Origin of the sequence: Lentimicrobium saccharophilum, from assembly GCF_001192835.1 — a bacterium.
GTDB classification, from domain to species: Bacteria; Bacteroidota; Bacteroidia; order Bacteroidales; family Lentimicrobiaceae; genus Lentimicrobium; species Lentimicrobium saccharophilum.
In genome coordinates this window covers 2343352-2366846 of record NZ_DF968182.1, presented here as the reverse complement: position 1 = coordinate 2366846, position 23495 = coordinate 2343352, and the positions used below count along the sequence as shown (strand labels likewise).

Sequence of the window (23495 nt, the reverse complement as noted above, 5' to 3'; positions counted from 1 at the left end):
GTTTACCTGATCAGCGTTACGGTGCCATAGGTTTTTTCGGGTATATTGTTGCGCTCACCCACATCGTTGCCTCTCCAGATGGTCCCGTCCTTAAAGATGGCGGTGGCTTTCCACATGTAGGTATCCTGAGGCAGCAGGGTTCCGTTGAACACGCCGTTCCATCCTTCGGCCGGAGCGCCATTGGCATCCAGTTCACTCGAAGTCCAGAGAAGGTTGCCCCAGGTGTCATAAACCTCAATGGTATAACTGCTCAGGTTGATACCTACCGGTTTGAAGAGCCTTACGGATGCATTCGGGTTGTTGGGTGAGAAGGCGTTGGGCACCCACAGTCCTTTGAACATCAGGCTGTAATCAACCTTCAGGGTGTCAGGGCAACCAAACTCGTTGATCGATACCAGGGTAACTTCGTAGGTTCCGTCACCGGGGAAATCAACCACGGGTTCGATTTCGAATGATTGAATACCGGTACTGAAATCCCACTCATAAGCTGTTGCGCCAATGGAGCCGTTGGTGAAGAGAACCCTGCCCTGTGTATTTTCATAATTCTCGGTCAATGAGAAGGCACTGGTGGGTTTGGGATTGACAACCAGGGCGCTGGATGCGGTATCGCGACAACCAAAGTTGTCAACCACAATCAGTTCAACATTATAGGTTCCGGTATTTTCAAATACGAAGTGCGGGTTCTGAACACCGGCAAGACCAAGCATATTGAGCGAATCGCTGAATCTCCACCACCATTGTCCGATCAGGGTATCACCGGTTTCGGTAAGGTCGGTGAACAAGGTGTGGTTGTTCTGACAAGCCAGAGTGTAACTGAAGTTGGCTTCCGGCAGATTGTGCACGGTCAGCGGATGACTGATGGTATCGGTACAGCCAAGTACATTGGTGACCGTCAGCAGGGTATTGTAAACGCCCGGCCTGTCATACCTGTATGCCGGATTGCGTGCAGATGTGGTGTCGTAAACCGAATTGGGGTCGCCGAAATCCCAGAACCACTGATCAATCTTTGAATCGGTCCATTCCGACTGATCCGTATAGATGGTGTTGCTGTTCAGGCAAACATCCGGAGCAAAGAATTCTGCAACAGGAGATGTAAGCACGTTAACAGTGATGGTTGTGGTATCGCTGACCGATTTGCCCGAAACGGTGGTCGACACAATCAGGCTGACATGATAGCTGCCGCTCAGTTGATAGGTATGGGTTACTGAAGGACGTGGCTCATTGTAAACCAGGGTGTCACCGTCGCCGAAAATCCACTCCCACCTGTCGATCGGATTGCCGCAAACCGAGTAATCCTCGAATGTAAGGGCGTGCCGCTCGCAGCTCAGGGTGTCGACTGATGCAAATACCGCGCTGATGCATGGCATGCGTTCAACATCCTGTGTAAATACCGATATGCAGCCATGTTCCGAAATGGTGGTAAGGCTCACCGTAAAGATGCCCGAAGTGTGATAGAAATGGCTGGTATCTGCCGGGCCTGAGGTAAGGGTGTCGGATGTACCGTCGCCATAGCTCCAGATCCATTCGGCGATGTCAGCACCATTGCCGTTCGACAGGTCACTGAAGTAAAGGGTGCTGTCGCAGGAACCGGCGGAGTAACTGAATGCGGCAACCGGGAGTTCAAGCACATCCACCCGCTTGTAGACGGTTGTCTGGCAGTTGTTGATGTCGGTGGCAATCAGCGAAACCAGATAAGAACCGGTGTTCTGGAAGAAATGGGCCGGGTTGCTCAGGGTTGAGGTATTGTGAATGCCTGAAGCTGCATCATCGAAGTTCCATTGGAATTCCACGAGTGAATCACCGGCCGGCGCAATCAGAACCGGATTAAACAGGGTGGTGTCGCCGTGACAGGTTACTGAATGCTCAATCTCAACCTGGAGGCCGGCAGGAATGCATACTTCCTGAACCAGGGTATCCACGCAGCCGCGCATATCAGTTACAACCAGTTGCACATTGTAGCAGCTGTCTGTATGATAGAAGTTGTGATGCGGGTGCTGAAGCGTTGAAGTGTATCCGGGCGCAAAGGTCCAGTCCCAGTTGGTGATGGCTCCCATATAACTTGAAGAAGCATCCTGGAAGTAAACCGAGCCGTTCGAACAGGCATTGGTAGTGTAATTGAAAGCTGCCACCGGAGCCGGGAATATCTGAACCGGCATGGTGATGCTGCCCTGACAACCGCTTTCCGAAGTAACAGTAAGCGTCACATCATACAATCCCTGAGCTGAGTAGCGATAATCAGGATGCTGCATGGTAGAAGTATCTGTACCGGGCATTGCATTCGGATCGTTGAAATTCCAGAACCAGCTTATGATTTGTTCACCGGTTACAGCATATGACAGGTCACTGAAACTGGTTGTGTTTCCTGTACAGCCGCTTACAAAGCTGAAGGCGGCTACAGGGATGGCGCCGATGTTCACGGTTTGTGTGATGCTGTTGGAGCAGCCGTCGTTGTTGAATACGGTAAGCGTTACCTGGAAACTACCGGCAACGTTGTAAACATGAACCGGATAAGTGACATTTGAAACAGGAGTTCCGTCACCGAAGTTCCATTCGAAAGATGCAATGGAGGAAAGGTCCATAATCGCGGTATCAGGCTCGAATGTTACCGGTTCGCTGACGCAGGTTCCGGAGGAGATGATAAAGGCCACAGCCGGCGGAGGTGTGATGACCACATCGTGCTGTACACTGCTGATACATCCGCTGGCACTTGTTGCCTCAAGGGTTACCGTGTAGGTCCCGGCGGCATTGAAGATATGTACCGGATGCTGCAGATTGGAGGTGTTGGCTATGCCTGAAGCAGGATCGCCGAAGTTCCAGAGCCACTGCACCAGGGTTGTTCCGCCATTGGTAGCTGTAAGGTCGGTAAATGCCACCTGCGTTCCCTGGCAACCTTCGTCGAAAGTGAATTCAGCGACAGGGCCGGGTACAATCACCACATTCATGCTTGCAGAAGCATCGCAACCCTGCAGGTTTGTAATGGTCAGTGTTACGGTATATACACCGGCATTGGCATAAACATGACTTACATTCGGGTTGCCCGGCGCGGTGACCAGTTGTGTATTGCCGTCGCCGAAGTCCCAGAACCATGAGGTGATCACGCTGCCATTGGTTACGGACAGGTCGTTGAACTGCACCTCAGAGCCTGAACAGGCCGGTGCATTGAATCCAAACATTGCCTGCGGGCCGGGAACCACACTTACCGGATGAATAACTGTTGCAGTACAACCCTGGTCATCGGTAATGGTCAGGCTGACGGTGAAAATACCATGAGTAGCATAGATATGCTGAGGATCAGCTTCCACCGAAGTGGTGCCGTCGCCGAACTCCCAGAACCAGGTGAGGGTGGTAGCGGGATTTACAAAGGTCGAACTGGTAAACTGAATGGTATCGTTTGAACAGGCATTGGTAAATACGAAGTCAACAACCGGAGCCGGTGCTATGGTAATGTCCATAGTAGTTGTGTCGGCACAGGTGTTGGTTGTTGTCACAATCAGGCTGACTGTATATGTGCCGGGTTGTGCATACGTGTGCGATGGATTTTGCAGCGTTGAAGTGTTGTTTACCCCTGAAGTCGGGTCGCCGAAATCCCAGGCCCAGTTGATGATGTTTCCGCCGCCGTTGGTCTGCGAAAGGTCGGTAAATACAACCGGTTCGCCGAGACAAGCCGTGGCAGCATCAAAGTTGGCTACCGGATTGGGAGCAACCACTACCTGGCGGGTAACGGTGTTTTCGCAACCTTCAGATGTGGTGATGTTCAGGGTGACATTGTAAACACCTGCATTGGCATATTGGTGTTCAACGTTCGGATTGCCGGGGAATGTCACAGTTTCGCTGTTGCCATCTCCGAAAATCCATTCCCATTCTGTTATATATCCGCTTGAAGCGTATGACAGATCATTGAAAATAGTTGTGGTCTCATAGCAGCTGGGCTCGCTGAAGCTGAAGAAGGCAACCGGTAACGCGCTGACAGAAACCAGATGGCTTACTGAATTGCTGCATCCTGCTGTATCGGTTACAGTCAATACAACAGTGTATTCTCCGGCAGCGGCATACATATGCTGCGGATCCTGCAGGTTCGACTGACCTCCGTCACCGAATTCCCACAAGTACTCTGCAATTGCATTTACATTTATTACAGTAGCGTCGGCAAAGAAGCTGGTAAGGGATTCAGCACATGAGGTTTCCCAGGTGAATTCCACCGGAGGCAGTTCTCCCACGGTGATTTCCTTGGTGATGGTACCTGTACAGTTGTTGAAATTGGTAACTGTAAGGGTCACATTATAGGTGCCGGGTGCACTGAAGAGGTGCTGCGGATCTTCAAGGTCGGATGTGTTGAAGATTCCGGAAGCGGGATCGTCAAAATTCCATGCCCAGCTCACTACATTGCCTGCCCCGTTGGGGAAGGAGGCATCCTGGAAATTCACCAGAAGGTCTTCGCAAACGGTAGTATAGTAGAAATTGGCAACCGGATTGGGTGTAACCGTTACCTGTGTTGACCAGGTGTTTTCACAGCCATAGGAGTTCAGCACATTGAGCGTCACTTCAAAGATGCCCGGATTGGCATAGGTGTGCTCAACATTTGGATCATTGGGGAAGTATATGGTATCCGTTGCAGATCCGTCGCCGAAATTCCATACCCAGCGTGTAATATAGCCATTTTCAGTCGATGACAGGTTGTGGAATTGTGTTGATTCTCCCATGCAGTTGGGGGTATCGAAGCTGAAGAAGGCGATGGGCGTGCTGTTGATCTCAACGATATGAGTGAGTAAGGATGAATATCCTGAAGTATCTGTTGCTGTGAGTGTTACATTATAAACGCCCGGGGCCGGGAAGGTGTGCGTCGGATTCATTTCATTGGAATAAAATCCGTCACCGAAATTCCAGTGCCATACAGCAATAGCATTGATGTCAGTAACCGTCGGATCAACCACGAAATCGGTTGGCTGGCCGGCACAAACCGGGCTCCAGGTAAATTCGAGATCCGGAGTCTGGTTGATATAGATGACCATTTCATCGCTGTAGCTGCCGCAACCTGAGGCGCTCTCAGCCGTCAGAATCAGTGTGACCGAGCCGTTGGAAATGTCTCCGGCGTCTGGTTGATAGGTCGGGGTAAGGGTATTGCCATTTACAAAGGTCCCGGTCCCGGTGGACGACCAGCTAAAGTTTAAGGCATTGGAGACAGATGCTCCGGAAACCGTGTGGCTGCAAAGCTTGCAGATTGTTGCATCCGGTCCGGCGTTTACCTGTGCCAACGGAACAATGGTTAGAGACTGGCTGTCGGTAGCATCGGCACATGGTGGATTGGAAGCAACCAGCGTCAGGGTGACACTGCCAGCGGAAATATCGGCCGGGCTGGGGATATAGGTTGCCGTGAGCGATGATCCGTTGATGAAAGTTCCGGTACCGCTTGTGGTCCAGATAACCGTAGCATAATCGTAGGCGATCGCATCGGCAATGATGTACTGTTCTCCCTGGCAGATCTGCCCGTCGGTGCCTGCATCGGCTACCGGAGCGTATCTGATAAACAATGTCATATCATCGGAATCGCTTCCTGAACATGGCATGGATGAAATACCGGTTAAAGTCAGCACTACGCTGCCGGCAGCGATATCGGCCGGGCTTGGGATATATTCCGAATTTAGAGCATTGGCATTGCTAAAGGTTCCCGAACCTGATGTTGACCACAGCAGATTGCTGTATCCTGCAGCCGAGGCAGTCGTCAGCATATAGGATGATCCTTCACAAATAGCATCATCCATACCTGCGTTAACCATAACCTCCCTTTGAATGTTCAGTTGCTTGTAATCCGATATCTGGGGACAGGCGCCATTGGTAGCGGAAAGTGTCAGCACTACCGAACCGGCAGCAATATCGGCTGCGCTCGGCGTATAGGTAGGATTCAGGGTATTGACGTTTACCCAGGTACCGGTTCCCGATGAACTCCACATCAGCATTGCGTAGTTTGATGCTGAGGCATCGTTGATGGTATAGGTCGAACCTTCGCAGATGGTTTCATCAAGTCCTGCATCGACCAGCGGTGTTTCACTGATGGTAAGGGTCTTGTTATCGGCGATCGGATCGGTACAGGGAGCCAGCGGATTGACGGTAAGTGTGAGGATCACATATCCGTTTGTCAGGTCAGCGGCACCTGGAATATAGGTTGGCATGATGTTGCCGGCGTTCACCAGCATGCCGGATCCGAATGAAACCGTCCATTGCAGACTTGAATAATTCGTGGCGGTTGCTCCGGAAACAGGTGCGGGGCCAAAGCAGATATTCAGGTCATCACCTGCATCAACGGTAGCGCCGGGGGTGATGGAAAGTACCATAAAGTCAGACTGATCCCCGCAGGGGCTGTTGCCAAAGGCTGTCAGCGTCAGGGTAACATTTCCTGCGGCAAGGTCGTCAGCCGAAGGGATGTAGGTTGCATTTACCTCGGTAGGATTGGTAAAGCTTCCCGTACCCGAGCTGGTCCAGAGAATATCGGAATAATTTGCTGCTGAGGCTCCTGCAAGATAGAAGTTGTCACCATAGCATGCCTGTCCGTTTGGACCTGCATTGGCCTGGGCAGCAGCGTTAATCGTAAGAATGAGGGCATCGGCAGCCTGAATGGAACAGGGGGCAACGGGATCAGCGGTAAGTGTGAGTATCACCATACCGTTGCTGATATCAGCTCCGCTCGGGATGTAGGTAGGTGTTACGGTTCCGTTGTTCACGAAAACTCCGGTTCCGCTGGTGCTCCAGGTAAGATTTGAATAGTTGGCGGCTGAAGCTCCGGTAACCATAAACTGGGAACCCTCGCAGATCACTGCATCGGCGCCGGCGTTGACCATAGCTTCAGGTACAAAGTAGAGAACAATGTCATCAGAAGCATTGGCACAGGGGGAGCCGGCAAAAGCTGTCAGCGTCAGGGTCACCGTGCCTGCGGCGATATCTTCCGGTGATGGATTGTAAATGGTAACCAGGGTGGCATTGTTCGAAAAACTTCCTGTGCCGCTGCTGGTCCACTGCAACGCCAGATAATTCGAGGCCGTTGCATCGCTGATGGTATAGGATCCGGGAGGACAGATGGCCGCATCGTTTCCGGCAAATACCTGAGGCGTGCGTACAATGGTCAACTGCATGGCATCGGTCACATTTCCGGTGCATGGGGCCAGCGGTGTGGCAATCAGACTGAGAATCACTCCCCCGTTGGTAATATCTGCCATGCTGGGGATGTAAGTGGGGTTCAGTGTATTGCCGTTCATAATCACTCCGGTTCCACTGCTTATCCAGCTGATTGACTGATAGTTTGAAGCGGAAGCTCCGGAAATGGTATGCTGCATTCCTTCGCAAATGGTCACGTCTGCACCTGCATTGACTGCTGCAGGCATGGAGAGATTCAGGATTATATCGTCGCTGACATTGCCGCATGGAGCGTTGGCATAACCTGTAAGGGTAAGGGTTACGGTTCCGTTGGCGATATCCTGTGCTGACGGATTGTAAATTGTTACCAGTGCATATTCATCGCTGAAGGATCCGGTTCCGTTACTGCTCCACTCAAGCATGGCTGCAAAAGCAGCTGTGGCAGAAGCGGTGGTGTACGGGCCTGCCGGACAAAGGGTGGTATCGTCACCGGCAAAGATCTGAGGATTGCGCGAAATGGTGACGGTGGTCGCATCACTGGCGGTGGTTGCACATGGAGAAACCGGGGTTGCTGTCAGGCTCAGGATTACTGTGCCGTTTGTGATATCGGCAATGCTCGGGAGGTAGGTTGGGGTGAGTGAATTGCCGTTGATAAATGTTCCGGTTCCGGAAGTAGCCCAGTTCAGTGATTGGTAGTTGGAAGCAGATGCTCCGGTAATACTTACCATGCTGCCTTCGCAGATCAGGTGATCAGGGCCGGCATCGGCTGCCGGAGGATTTGAAAGTAAAAGCACAATATTGCTGCTTGCCGGTGAACACGGGCTGTTTGCATATCCGGTCAAAGTCAGGGTAACAGTACCATTGGTAATATCTGCTGCTGACGGGGTGTAAACGGTTACCAGGTTGTTGGGGCCCGAGAAAGTGCCCGTGCCGGTGGTTGTCCACTCAATGTAGCTATAGTTTGAAGCTGTTGCAGTGCTTGTGGTATAAGGGTCTGCCGGGCATAAACTGATGTCGCTGCCTGCAAATACCGTAGGAGTCCGGGTGATGTTCAGCTGCATGGCATCAATGGCCTGTACTGCGCACGGAGCCAACGGATTTGCTGTAAGGGTAAGTGTCACCCACCCGTTGTTGATGTCGGCAACACTCGGAATGTAGGTTGGTGTTAATGTATTTCCGTTGACAATGGTACCACTGCCAGAAGTTGTCCAGAAGACAGACTGGTATCCTGTTGCAGTTCCGTTGACAATAACGTTTTCACCTTCACAGATCAGGCGGTCAGGTCCGGCATCTGCTACAGGGGAGGGCACGAGAACAAGAACGATATCGTCACTTACATTTGAACACGGGCTGTTTGCGTAGCCGGTGAGTGTCAGGGTTACCGATCCGTTGCTGATGTCGGCAGCACTCGGGCTGTATACGGTCACCAATGAAGTAGGATCGGTAAACGTTCCGGTACCATTGGTTGTCCAGAGCAGGTGGGTGTGATTGCTTGCCGTGGCATCAAGGGTGGTGTATTGGTCAGGCGGGCAAAGACTTGTGTTGTTGCCTGCAAACACCTGGGGTGCACGGTTTATTGTTACCAAAATGGCATCCGTTGCCGGATTGGCACATGGAGCCATTGGCCAGGCGGTTAATGTAAGGGAAACCAGTCCGCTGCTGATATCAAGTGCGCTGGGGATATAGGTTGGTGTAAGCGTATTACCGTTCAGGAACAGGCCCGAACCGGTGGTTGACCAACTTAAAGACTGATAATAACTGGCAGTGGCAAGAGAAATATTGATGTTGCCGCCTTCGCAGATGTTGAAGTCAGTCCCGGCGTAAGCTGTGGGCGCATTGGATATGCTCAGTAGCATGGAACTTTCTGCTGCCATGGTGCAGGGTCCGAATCCGACGGCTGAAAGCGTAAGCATTACGCTACCGGTTGAAATATCGCCGGCCGAAGGCACATAGGTTGCATCGAGGTTCCCGTTGTTCACAAAGTAGCCTGATCCGGAACTTGTCCATAAGAGGGTGGAATAATTACTGGCTGAGGCTCCGGTGATGGTGTAATCCGATCCTGCACAAATGCTTGCATTCGATCCGGCATCCGCATCAGGTTGAGGAATTACCGTTACTGTTATTGTATTGGAAGGTGCCGATGTGCAACCATTCGCGTCAGTTACCGTGACAAAATAATTTCCGGCGGTGCTTACCAGGATATTCTGCGTGGATTGTCCGTTGTTCCAGAAATAGGCCGAATATCCGGCAGGAGCTGAGAGGGTTACCGATTCACCATCGCAGATGGTTGTGGGGCCGAGCGCTACGATCACCGGAGGTGTTGCAGGCGAATAAACAGTAACATCAATAATATTTGAAGGATCACTGAGACATCCGTTGGCATCGGTTACCTGAACCGTATAACTTCCGGAAACAGTGACGGTAATACTTTGGGTAGTTTCTCCGTTAGACCACAGATACGCTGCATATCCGGCCGGAGCTGTGAGCACAACGCTGCCGCCGCTGCAGAACATCAATGGTCCGTTGGCTACGATGGTTGGTGTGGGTGGCTGCAGTACTGTTACACTTACCGGTGCCGATGGCTGACTTGAACAACCGATGTTGTCGGTTACAATTACGGTATATGATCCGGTTTCTGTTACAGTTATGCTTTGGGTGGTGGCGCCGTTTGACCAGAGATATGAAGCATATCCCGGGGTTGCGGTAAGCTCCACACTGCCCCCGTTGCAGAATGTAGTCGGGCCATTGGCAACAATGGCCGGCGTTGCAGGGTAAGGATTCACATTAACGGTTACCGATGCCGATGGCAAGCTGGTGCATCCGGAAAGATCACTTACTGTTACCGAGAATACTCCGCTTGAAGTAACCAGAATGCTCTGGGTAGTTTCACCGTTTGACCAAAGGTAGGATGCATATCCGGCCGGTGCCGAAAGGGTTACATTGCCTCCTGCGCAGAAGTTGAGTGGTCCGTCGGGTGTAATTACCGGGGTTGAAGGTAAAGGATTCACTGTAACGTTAATATCTGCCGAAGGCAGGCTGGTACAGCCAAAGGCATCGGTTACGGTAACATTATATACTCCGGCCGTCGTAACAGTGATACTTTGTGAGGTTTGTCCGTTATTCCAGAGATAGGATGCATATCCTGCAGGTGCAGAGAGGATCACGCTTTCGCCCTGACAAAGGTCGGTGGGTCCGCTGGCGGTTACATCGGGAACAAACAGCATGTGAACATTTACGGTTATTTCATTTGAAGGAAGGCTTGCGCAACCAGCTGCATCAGTGGCTACCACTGAATAAATGCCATAAGCAGTTACAGTAATGCTTTGGGTGGTCATGCCGTTCGACCAGAGATAAGAAGCATAACCTGCAGTTGCAGTAAGTTCAACACTTCCTCCTTCGCAGAATTCAATGGGTCCGTTGGCCGTGATTACCGGAGCAACAGGCATAGGATTAACGGTTATCGCCAGGGTTGAAGTATTGCCGTTTCCGCACGAATTCTGTGGGGTCACAGTGATATCGCCTGAAATGGCAGTTGTTGAGTAATCAATAGTAATGGTGTTGGTACCGGTTCCTGCAACTATAGTTGCTCCTGTGGGAACTGTCCACTGGTAGGCTGTTGCGCCGCTTACAGTATTGATTGAGTAAATAACTCCTGAAGTATTCTGGCAAATGGTAGCAGGTCCCATAATTATACCTGGATTTCCGGGCAGAGGACTGACAGTTACAGCATAAGCAGCTGAAACAGGGCCGCTTCCGCATGCACTTGAAGCGGTTACATAAATGTTACCGGATACTGCCGACATCGAGAAATCAACCACAATGTTGGAAGTGTTGGCTCCGGCAACAATGGTGGCTCCCGAAGGAAGAATCCAGCTGTAAGAAGTAGCGTATTGTACAGGAATTACTGAATAAGCAACTCCTGTCTGGCCGGCACATACATCCTGCGGTCCGCTGATTACCGGTAAACCTGTGGGTAAGGAGCTGATGGTCAGTGTCATGGCATCGGTATGCGAGCCGAAGCAAGGTGCAGCGCCCTGAAGGGTCAGTGTCAGATTTACTGAACCTGCTACCCGGTCTGCATTTGAAGGAATATAAGTGGGTGTGAGTGATGTTGCATTCACCAGTGTTCCTGTTCCGGAGGAAGTCCAGTTGAGCGTGGTGTAGCCTGAGGCTGTTGCGCCGGTAACATTATAACTTGAGCCGAAGCATATTTCCGCATCCGGGCCGGCATTGGCCAGCGGGCCATCGGCAAACGTTAATACCATCTCATCGCTGATATTGCCGGAACAAGGTGCGGTTGAAACAGCGGTTAATGTCAGTATCACATTCCCGTTCAGATAATCCTGAGCGCTGGGAATATAAGTCGGATTGAGGGTGTTGCCGCTTACAATGGTTCCGGTACCGGTGGTGCTCCAGCTTACGGCTGCATAGTTGGTGGCCGTGGCTCCGGTCACAGTGTAACTGCTTCCGTTGCATACCTGTGCGTCAGGGCCCGCATATGCTGTGGCGGTATTCAGAATGGTAAGCAGCATATTGTCCTGAAGGTTGGTAAAGCAGGGAGAGTTGCCCTGTACGTGCATGGTAAGGGTAACCGCACCTAAGGCTACGTCGCCTGCACTTGGGGTATAGGTCGGATTCAGGCTGTTCTGGTTGGCAAAAGTTCCTGAGCCTGAAGTTGTCCAGTTGATGCCTGAATAATTGCTTGCCGAAGAAGTACTTACTGTAAAAGGAGTGGTACCGCAGGTGCTGCCGTCAACTCCGGCGCTGGCGGTAACCGTTGCTCCGATGGTGAGTTCCATCTGGCTGGCTGTCTGATTGATGCAGGGGCTGACTCCGGTGGCAGTAAGGGTAAGTGTAACCGAACCGGTCGCAATATCGCCTGCACTCGGGGTATACACCGGGTTAACCAATGCGCTGTTTGAGAAGAAACCTGTACCGCTGCTGGTCCAGTTTACTGAAGAATAATTCGCAGCAGAGGCGTTGATCAGCTGATAGGAACTTCCGCAGGCAACATCATCAGCGCCGGCATCAGCAAACGGGAGGCCTTGAATGGTAAGAACCATAAAATCGGCAGCTACGGTGTTGCATGGAGGCGCTCCCTGCAGGGTCATTGTCAGGGTTACTGATCCATTGGCAATATCTCCTGCACTTGGATAATACACCGGATTCAGCGCAGCTGTATTGCTGAAAGTGCCCGATCCGCCTGTACTCCAAAGTAAGGTAGCAAATCCGCTTGCGGTAGCTCCTGAAAGTGTATAGCTCTGTCCCTCGCAAACGGAAACATCAGCACCTGCATTGGCCAATGGACCAGCCTGCAGATTGAGGTTCATGGCTGAAGTTACTTCACCAGTGCAAGGAGCAATGGCTGTTGCATGCAGTGTAAGAGTTACCTGTCCGGTGGTAACATCGCCCTGCGATGGAGTGTAAACCGGAGAAATGGTATTGGCTCCTGAGATGGTTCCTGTACCATTGTGGGTCCAGTAAATGGTAGCATAGTTTGAGGCTGTGGCTCCGGTTACCTGGAATGAGGCTGTTCCGCAACTGTTGGCGTCGGGGCCGGCATTGGCCTGAGGAGTCAGGTTGAATGTCAGTGCCATGTTGTCGGATGCAGTGGTGTTGCATGGAGCAAGGCTGGTAGCCGTAACGGTAAGAACCACCGAACCGGCAGCAATATCGGCTGCACTGGGATAATACTCAGGATTTACCAGGGTAGTATTGGAGAAGGTTCCGCTTCCGCTGGTACTCCATGTAATGGTTGAATAATTTGCTGCGGATGCCCCTGTAAGCGTATAGCTGCTGTTGCCGCAGACTGCATCGTCGCTTCCTGCCGAGACAGTAGGTATGGGGGCAAAGGAAAGCACAAGTGCATTGGAAACATTATTGATACAAGGTGAGTTTCCTGTTGCAGTAAGCGTAAGGGTTACACTGCCTGATGAAATATCAGCAAGACTGGCAACATAGGTAGGATTGATTGAACCGGGGTTGATAAAGGTTCCTGTTCCTGAAGTTGACCATGAGAGTGTATTGTAGTTGGATGCAGTGGCATCGCTTATGGTGTAATCTGAGCCGCAACTTACTGCATCGGCACCGGCAAATATCTGCGGCTGAGGGGTAAAGGTCAGTACCATGATATCGGTGGCGGGCGTGCTGCAGGGTGCTGTTGCAAACGCTGTGAGGGTTATGGTAACGCTGCCGGCTGTGATGTCGGCTGCTCCCGGAGTGTAAATTGGGGTAAGCGTGGAACCATTGGCAAATGTACCGGTTCCGCTGCTGCTCCAACTGAACAGGGTGCTGTTTGAAACCGAACCGCTCAGGGTATGGGTATTGCCTTCGCAGATGGCTGCATCGCTGCCTGCATTGGCTGTGGCTGCTCTTTGAATGGTAAGCACCATCTGATCTGATGCGGTATTGCTGCAGGGAGATGCTGCTGTGGCAGTGAGGGTAAGTGTTACTGAGCCATTGGCGATGTCGGCAGCACTTGGGGTGTAAACAGGGTTAATCGTGTTTTGTCCCGAGAAACTTCCCGATCCTGAAGTGCTCCAGTTTAGTGAACTGTAGCCGGATGCTGTGGCTGTAGTTACCATGTAGGTTGAACCTGCACAAACCGAAGCATCAACGCCGGCATTGGCTAAAGGCTCATTCATAAGTGTGAGCAGTTTGCTGTCGGTTACCAGCTGGGAACAAGGTGCGTTGCTCATCACCTCGAGGGTAAGAACAACAGAGCCGTTGGCAACATCGGCGGCACTTGGTAAATAGGTCGGTGTAAGGGTGGTCTGGTTAATAAATGATCCGGTTCCGCTGCTTGTCCATGTAAACGAACTGTAATTGCTTGCTGTAGCACCCGTAACCAGATAGGAGGATGAACAGGTTACATCATCGGTTCCTGCAAAAGCAGTAGCCACCGGGGTGATGGTGAGCAGCAACTGATCTGTTGCGGGGGCTGAACAAGGTGATACAGGAATTCCGGTAAGGGTAAGCACAACAGAACCACTGGCTATGTCGCTGGCACCCGGGGTATACACCGGATTGATAATGTTTGGATTACTGAATGTACCACTTCCGGATGTTGACCAGGTAATCAGCGAGGTATGGACTGCCGAAGCTCCATTGATGGCAAAGGTGTTTCCTGCACAGATTGAACCATCGTTGCCGGCATTTACCACCGGGCCCTGATTCAGGTTGATCCTTACAACATCTGATGTACTTCCTGTGCAAGGTGCTGTGGCCTGTGCTGTTAAGGTAAGATCAGCAAAGCCTGCGGCAAGGTCTGCTGCACTGGGAACATAGGTGGGCGACAAGGTGGTTGAATTCGACAAAGTACCGGTTCCGGAACTTGTCCACAACAGACTGCTGTAATTGGAAGCTGTTGCTCCGCTCAGTGTAACAGCTGCATCGCATGAAGTAACATCGGGTCCGGCATTTACAACCGGTAATGTATTGAATGTAAGTGTCATAAGATCGCTTACCGATCCTGCGCATACTCCGGCGGCTGTTGCCTGAATGGTAAGAACTACCGAACCATTGGCGATATCAGCTGCACTCGGGTTGTAGGTTGCATTTACAATTGCCGGATTGGTAAAAGAGCCGCTACCTGAGGTGGTCCAGGTTACTGAAGCATAATTGGCGGCAGAAGCACCTGACAATGTATAGGTAAAACCTTCGCAAATGGTAGCATCGGGGCCTGCATTAACAGTAGCCATCCGGTTAATGGTTAAAAGCATGTCATCGGTAACCAGCATATTGCATGCTCCGGTTCCCTGCACCGACAGGCCTATGGTAACGCTTCCTGCAGCTACATCGGCTGCACTGGGAATGTAGGTTGGTGTAAGTGTGTTTTGATTCAGGAATGTTCCGGTTCCGCTTGACATCCAGTTGAATACCAGGCCTGTAGTGGCGGTAGCTCCGGTAATGGTGTGCTGCTGGCCTTCACAAATGGTGGCATCGGCTCCTGCATAAGCTTCAGGCTCCTGATCGATGGTGATGATCATCTGATCGCTTACCGGGTTGCTGCAAGGGGCTCCTGAAATGGCGGTCAGCGTAAGCACAACCGAACCGGTAGTGATATCAGCTGCGCCCGGGGTGTAAGTCGGGGTGAGGGTGGTTGCTCCGCTCAGGGTTCCCGATCCGCTGCTGGTCCATGCAATGCTGCTGTAATTACTGGCTGAGGCAGTAGATACAGTGAATGACTGGGTTTCACAGATGGTGGCATCGGAACCGGCATTGGCTGTTGCTGCGGGTACAAGGGTAAGAATCATCCCATCGGTAGCCGGTGTGCTGCAGGGACTTACTGCATTTCCGGTGAGGGTAAGGGTTACACTTCCCAGGGTAAAGTCGGCAAGGCTTGGAGTATAGGTGGGAGTCAGTGTTCCATTTCCTGAGAAACTTCCGCTGCCCGAGCTTGTCCAGTTGAGTGATGAAGTTCCCGTAGCAGTTGCTCCGCTGATGGTATGTGAACTTCCCTGACACAAAGTAGCATCGGGGCCTGCATTTACCTGAGGAGCTGCATTAATGGTAATCAATTTACCGTCGACAGCGCTGCCACCGCAGGGAGCCTGTCCGTAAGCGGTAAGTGTAAGAACAACTGATCCTGCCGAAATATCGGCTGCGCTGGGGTAATAAGTCGGGGTAAGGGTAGTTTCATTATTCAAAACACCACTGCCACTGCTTGTCCAGAGAACGTTATTGTAATGCTGTGCGCTGGCATCGGCTACTATAACTGTTTCTCCTTCGCAAATGGTAACATCAGTACCGGCGTTGGCTGTAACTGCTTCAGCAAATGTGAGCAGCATTTCATCGCTGTGCTCAGTGCAGGGAGGATTTCCATATGCACTAAGGGTAAGGGTAACAAATCCGGTGAGTAAATCGGCAGTACCCGGAGTATAAGTCGGGGTAAGGGTATTTGCCAGGGCAAATGAGCCGTCTCCTGAAGTTGTCCACATCAAAGACAGATAATTGCTGGCTGATGCAGTGGAAACTGTAAATACAGATCCTTCGCAAATAGTTGCGTCAGCACCGGCGTTGGCCAAAGGACCTTCTTCAAATATAAGAATCATGAAATCACTTACAGAACCGGTACAAGGTGCAGTGGCATCAACCGAAACGGTGAGAATCACCTGTCCGGCAAGCAGATCTGCTGCACTGGGAGTGTACACAGGGTTAAGTAAAGCGGGGTTGCTGAAGGTTCCGCTTCCTGAAGTTGACCACAAAACTGAACTGTAATGCTGTGCCGTTGCCAGGCTCAGGGTGTAGCCGCTTCCAAAACAAATGGTGGCATCGGGTCCGGCATTTACCAATGGCAATGGGCTTACAGTAATGATTTTGGTATCGGTTACATCACCGCAGGGTGCGTTTCCGATGGCAGTAAGCTGAAGGGTAACCGATCCGGCCAAAGCATCAGCAGCCGACGGAGTGTAAGAAGGAGTAAGTGTGTTACCACCGGTCAGCACTCCCGATCCGTTATGAACCCAGTTGATGGCTGAGTAGTTGGATGCTGTTGCATCAAATACGATGTAGATATTACCTTCGCAAACCGAGGCGTCAGCACCTGCATTGGCAGCAGCTTCTTCTTCAAGAGTAAGAATAAATGAATCGGAAGGGTTTGAAGGACATGGGGTTGCACTGATTGCTGCAAGGGTAAGAGTTACGCTTCCTGCAGCAACATCGGCAGCGCTGGGCTGATATGACGGGTTTAATGCAGTAGCATTGGTGAAAACACCACTTCCGGAAGTTGTCCACAACAGTGAAGCATAATCTGAAGCAGTAGCGCCTGTAATATTGTACAATGCCATTCCGCAGGAAACATCATCAGGTCCGGCATTTACTTCGGGCATGGGAACTACGGTTACCACTTTAGTATCAGCAGCCGGCAAAGTACAAGGAACTGCACTTGCAGCGGTAAGGGTAAGAACAACCGTTCCGTTGGTAACATCCTCGGAGCTCGGGAAATAGGTAGGGCTTAACGTGCTGCCGTTACTAAAGGAACCTGTTCCTGAAGTTGACCAGTTGATGGTGGAATAATTGTCAGCTGTTGCATCCAGGATCACTAATCCTGTGCCTTCACAAACTGAAGCATCGGCACCGGCATTGGCTGTTGCTGCTGCATTTACAGTGAGTATAAATGAATCGGTTGCCTGTCCGGTACATGGTGATGTTGAACTGGCGGTTAAGGTAAGTATTGCGCTACCTGCCGCAATGTCTGCAGAGCCCGGAGTGTAAGTCGGATTGAGTGTGGTTCCGTCAACAAAAGTTCCGTTTCCGCTGGTAGTCCACACCAAACCTGAGTATCCGCCGGCAGTTGCGGTGGTTACATTGTAGGATTCATTCTCGCAAATAGCGGCATCAATACCGGCATCTGCCTGAGGCCCTTCCTGAATGGTAAGCACCATAAAGTCGCTGATGGGTGCGACGCACGGAGCCATGCTGGTAGCTGTGAGCGTAAGCTGAACACTTCCGTTGGCAATGTCTGCTGCACCTGGGGTATAAGTAGTAACCAAAATGGTTGGGTCGGCAAAAACTCCGGTTCCGCTGGTTGACCACAACAATGATGTGTGGTTAATGGCCGAGGCGGGGGAGGTCTGATAGGTTGCGGTTTCGCAGATGGTTGTGCTTATTCCGGCGTCAACTACGGCCTGCCTGCGGATGGTAAGCGTCATGTTGTCGCTTACGGTTTGATTGCACGGAGCAATACTGGTTCCGCTGATGGTGAGGGTAACCCAGCCCAAAGCTATATCGGCAGGACTTGGGGTATACGTTGGAGTGAGTGTGTTGGCGTTGATGAATGAACCGGTTCCGGATGAGGTCCAGAGAATGTCGCTATAATTGGTTGCGGAAGCAGTGTTAGGCGTAAAGGTTGATGTTTCGCAGATGGTAACATCGGCTCCGGCATTTACTTCAACCAGTGGACGAATGGTAATAATCGTCTGGTCTACAGCGGGGACTGCGCAAGGAGTATTGGGATTGGCTGTAAGTGTAAGAACCACTGATCCGTTGGCAATATCAGCCGGACTCGGCATGTAGGTGGGAGTTATGGTATTTGCATTCAGCAAGGTTCCTGATGTTCCGCTGGAAACCCACTGCAGGGTGCTGTAATTGGATGCCGAGGCAGTAGTGATGGTGAAAGTTCCTACGCAAATGGTTTCGTCGGCTCCGGCATTGACAACCGGCTGACGGCGGATGGTAAGTATCATCTGATCAGTAACTTGTCCTGTGCAGGGCAGCAATCCGGTGGCTGTAAGGGTCAGTGTTACACTTCCGTTGATAATATCGGTGGCACTCGGGGTGTAAATGGGATTTAAGGCTGCATTGTTTGAGAACCAGCCTGAACCCGAAGTTGTCCATTGCAAGCTGCTGTAATCGAGTGCCGTGGCACCTGACAAAAGGTAAGTATCGCCTTCGCAGGTAGCGGCATCTGCACCTGCGTTAATGGTAGGCATGGGATGAATGGTAAGCAGCATGGCATCGCTCACAGAACCGCTGCAAGGCAATAAACTGGTGGCATTCAGATAGAGCAGTACCGATCCGGCTGCAATATCGGCGGGACCCGGGGTATAGGTCGGATTGATGGAGTTGTGATTTGAGAAAACACCATCGCCCATGGTGGTCCAGGTGATGGCCGAGTAATCGGTTGCGGAAGCATCAAAAATATAGTATGATCCGGTTTCGCAGATTTCTCCGTCACTTCCGGCGTTCACCACCGGAGGCTGGCTGATTTGCAGGTTCATGATATCAAATGTGGAGGAACTGCAAGGCGCAACGCCTTGTCCGGTAATCATCAGAATCACACTGCCGTTGGTAATATCCTGCGGACTGGGTGTGTAAACCGGATTGACCAGGGTAGGATCTGAGAAACTTCCGCTGCCAGAGGTTGTCCAGTATACGGAAGATACGCTTTGTGCGCTTGCTCCTGCAAGCGGAACATTCGAGCCGATACAGATCTGAATATCCGGTCCGGCATCTACCCCGGGTTCACTCACTACGGTGAGCATCATCTGATCGGTGGCGTTGCCTGTGCAGGGATTTACACCGTAGGCTGTAAGTGTGAGTATGGCAAATCCAAGTGATTCGTCAATAATACCGGGGACATAGGTCGGGTACAGCGTATTAGCTGCCAGAATTACGCCGTCGCCCGATGTTGACCATGCGAGCGAAGAATAATTGCCGGCCGTGCTGCCAACAATGGTGTGCGACTGGCTTGCGCAAATGGTAGCATCATTTCCCGCAAAGGCTGTAGGAGCGTTGGTAATGGTAATCTCCATCACATCCGTATCGGTGATGATACAAGGAGCAACCGCATAGGCGGTCATGGTAAGCTGTATCGAACCGATCATGATATCGGCGGCTGAAGGTATATACGTTGGGGTGAGGGTGGTGGGATTCAGCAAAGTTCCGCTGCCGGTGCTGGTCCACATAACCGATGACGAATTGGTTGCTGTTGCGTTGTTTACGGTGTAACTTTCTCCTTCACAAATCGGAGCATCAGTTCCTGCATTGGCAACAGGATTGCGCCTGATATTCAGGGTCATATCACTGGTCTGAGGCTGACAAGGAGGATTTGTGGCAGTGAGTGTTAAGGTAATGGCGCCGTTGGCGATATCGGCAAGGCTTGGGGTGTAAACCGGATTCAGGGTGTTGATGTTGTTGAAATTACCCGAACCGCTGGTACTCCAGGTGAGTGAAGTGTAATTTGTTGCGGTAGCATTGATCAGTTCGTAGGTACTGCCTTCACATACATTGGCGTTGGGCCCGGCAAAAACCAGCGGAAGCGGACGAATTGTCAGGATAACATCATCAGAAACGATATCCGCACATGGTGGCAGCGATGTTGCTGAAAGCGTAAGTGTTACCAGTCCGTTGATAAGATCGCCGGGGCCGGGTGTGTAAATCGGGGTGAGTGAAGTGGGATTGATAAAGACTCCATCTCCGCTGCTGGTCCACATCAGCGAGCTGTAATCGGTGGCTACTGCTCCGGTTACATTATGCGGGCCTTCACAGATGGCCAGATCATTTCCTGCAAAAACAGAAGGGATCTGATTAATTGTCACAAGCACGGCATCCACAACAGGTGCAACACAGGGCGCATTGCCCATGGCGGAAAGGGTCAGGGTAACCGCGCCGTTGGCGATATCGGCAGCACTTGGCGTATAGGTCGGGTCTATCTGATTGGCATCTACCAGCGTACCGGTGCCCGATGATGTCCAGTTGATCGAAGAATAATATTGTGCACTTGCCCCGGTTACAGTAAAACTGCTACTGCTGCAGACCGAGAAGTTGGCCCCTGCGTCGGCAAGGGGGGCAGGTGTGACGACAATCTGCATGATGTCGGTGATTGTCGATGTACAGGGAGCCTGCCCGGTAGCGGTCAGCGATAAAGTTACAATTCCTGCAAGTGCATCGGCGTTTGATGGTGTATATGTCGGTGTTAATGATCCGGCATCTGACAATATACCGGTTCCGCTGGTCGTCCAGTTAATTGCAGAATAATTTGTTGCCGTTGCTGTGGTAACTGTAAAAGGAGTGGTTTCACAGGTTTGACCGTCAAGTCCTGCATAAGCTGTGGGTTCGCCACCAATGGAAAGTACCATATCATCTGAAACCGGAGTTGCACAGGGTGAGTTTCCGGTAAGTGTAAGGGTAAGGGTTACCGATCCGCTCACAAGGTCTCCTGCTCCGGGAATATAAGTGGCGTTCAGGATGCCGGGATTTACAAATGAACCCGATCCGCTGCTGGTCCACAACAGTGAAGAATAATTGGTGGCTGAAGCACTGCTGAGGGTAAACGGAGTATTGCCACAGGAGTTGCCGTCAGGTCCGGCATTGGCCAGAGCCAGGCGGGTTATGCTGAGCGTCTTTACCGAAGTGGCATTTCCAAGGCATGGTGCCAATGGGGTGGCGGTAAGGGTCAGATTTACCGATCCGTTGATGGCATCGGCAAGGCTGGGAGTATAGGTGGGATTCAGCGTGCCGTTGTTGGTAAAGGTTCCGGTGCCGTTGCTTGACCAGGTAAGGGTCCCGAAGTTTGAAGCCGTGGCATCGGTGACGGTATATGATTCACCTTCGCAGGTGGATGCGGCATTGCCGGCATTTGCAACTGGTAATGGATTGAGAAACAGGGTCATCTGATCGCTGGCTGATTCGCCTGCGCATCCTGCATTTCCATAAGCTGTCAATGTAAGCGTTACTGATCCCGTTGCCACATCATTGGCGTCGGGGTTGTACACCGGGTGCAGCGCAGCCGGGTTTGAGAAGGTGCCGCTTCCTGAAGTGGTCCAAAGCAAAGATCCGTAGTTGGAGGCCATGCTGCCGCCAAGGGTTGCACCAGAAGTGCCGCAGGATGAAAAATCAGGTCCGGCATTCACAACCGGCAGGGACAGTAATGTGAGGATCATCTGATCTGTTGTGCTGCCAATGCAGGGCGATGCCGATGTTACGGTAAGTGTAAGTACGACTGAGCCAGCCGCTGCATCTGCAGGACTGGGAATATAAGTTGCAGACAGGGAATTCTGATTCACGAACGATCCGCTTCCACTGCTGCTCCAGCTTACACTGCTGTAATCTGTTGCGTTTCCTGACAGGGTATGGCTGGCGGTGGCGCATATCTGTGCGTCAGGTCCGGCATTTGCCGTTGGCAAAGGATGGACAGCCAGGCTGAGATCGGGCGACCAGGTGCCGCTGCCGCATGAATTAACGGCCCGTACCCTGACGATGCCGGCCGTAGCGCCGGATGCATTCAGGGTGAGGGTGCTTCCGTTTGACGGTCCGCTCACTGTGAACCCGGCCGGATATTGCCACTCATACCCGGCTGCATAAGCTACCGGTGCAATACTGTAAACAAGATTTGTCTGATTGGAACAAACCAGCGCGGGCCCCGTAATATTGCCCGCTGCAAGTGGAAGATTGCTCACCGTAACTGCAAAAGCAGCCGACCACTGGCCGGCTCCGCAACCGTTAAGCCCTCTGACCAGAATATCGCCGGAAACCGCCGCTGGGCTGAAGTTGACTGTTATCTGATTGGTGTTTGCGCCGCTGATAATGCTGGCGCCTGTTGGCAGGGTCCACTCATAACCATTGGCAAGCGCAATGGCCGGAACGCTGTAGGTAACCCCTGTCTGGCCCTGGCATACCGCCGAAGAGCCGGTTACAGGACCGGGATTGCCCGGCAGCTGATTGACTGTAACCTGAAGATCAGGAGACCAGCTGCCGTTTCCGCAGCTGTTGATGCCTCTTACCGCTACCGGGCCCGAGCTTGCCGAAGTGGAATATGAAACCGTGATGCTGTTGGAGTTTGATCCTGATGTAATGGTTGCACCTGCCGGAAGTGCCCACTCATAAGAGGTGGCGCCGGAAACCGGGCTCACTGAATAATTAAGCCCTGATTGACCCTGACAGACCGAAGCGGAACCGGATATAACACCAGCTGCTCCGGGTAAGGGAGAAACAGTTACAAACAAACCGGATGAAGCTCCGTTTCCGCAGCTGTTGGTGCCATAAACCGAGATATTCCCCGAGGAAGCGGCGCTGCTGAAGTTAACTGAGATGGAATTGGTGTTGTTTCCCGAAGCTATTGTTGCTCCTGAAGGCAGTGCCCAGATATATCCTGTTGCATTGCTGATCGCCGGAACTGAATATGATACCCCGTTGGTGGACTGGCAAACAGCGGCGTTTCCGGTTATGGCACCGGCTGAGGTGGGGAAGGGATTTACCTGTATGGTGACCGGACTGCCGGTAATTGCACCGGTACAGTCGTCAGCATCCAATACCTGCTCAATCTTGTAATCCCCTGCAGTTCCGGTTGTAACTATATAGGGACTGCTTATAATGCCGGTTATTTCGGGCTGTAATGCGCCGTTAATACTGTATATGACACGCCAGGGTGCGACACCGCCGGAAATATTAATCAATATATCCGTGGTCGAACCCTGACAAATCGTAGCATTACCTGTAAGGAAAGCTTCCGTAGGAACAGAGCATGGCTGTGAAATCGCTTGTATTGATGAAACAAGCGCAAATAACACGAGCGCCCTTCTTACGCGTTTCCCCCCGAAAATTCTGTAAAAGGTCTTCATATTCTTGTATTTTAATTCCGGCTTGTAAAGAACTCTTTTCATCCTCAGGCGCTGATTGACCTGAAGAAATCATTTGTTTATCATCAATAAGTCAGGAAGTAATACTTAAAAACCTGAAAAAAATAAAAATTTCAGCCTGCTCAAAACGGAGGAGCACTTTAATGGGCATTGAATCAGGCGTATAGCTTGTAAACGAATCTGATACATATACCTGGAACGCATTTGATTTGAATAATTCTTATGCATCCGGCATCCGGCTTAACGGGATTTGCGGGAATTCTGCGGAGGAAAAGCCGGGAAACCTTGATT

At 51.6% G+C, this 23495-nt stretch carries 1 protein-coding gene; it reads right to left on the bottom strand.

Annotated features, from left to right (window positions below):
- Positions 1-2 precede the first annotated feature (2 nt).
- On the bottom strand, positions 3-23186 hold the full coding sequence (locus TBC1_RS09135) for a PKD domain-containing protein (RefSeq protein ID WP_062041163.1): 23184 nt from the start codon (positions 23184-23186) through the stop codon (positions 3-5).
- Positions 23187-23495: the final 309 nt, after the last annotated feature.

Bases quoted from the DNA above. Each gene is read 5' to 3' on its own strand.
- TBC1_RS09135 (WP_062041163.1), bottom strand. From the start codon at position 23,186: ATGAAGACCTTTTACAGAATTTTCGGGGGGAAACGCGTAAGAAGGGCG.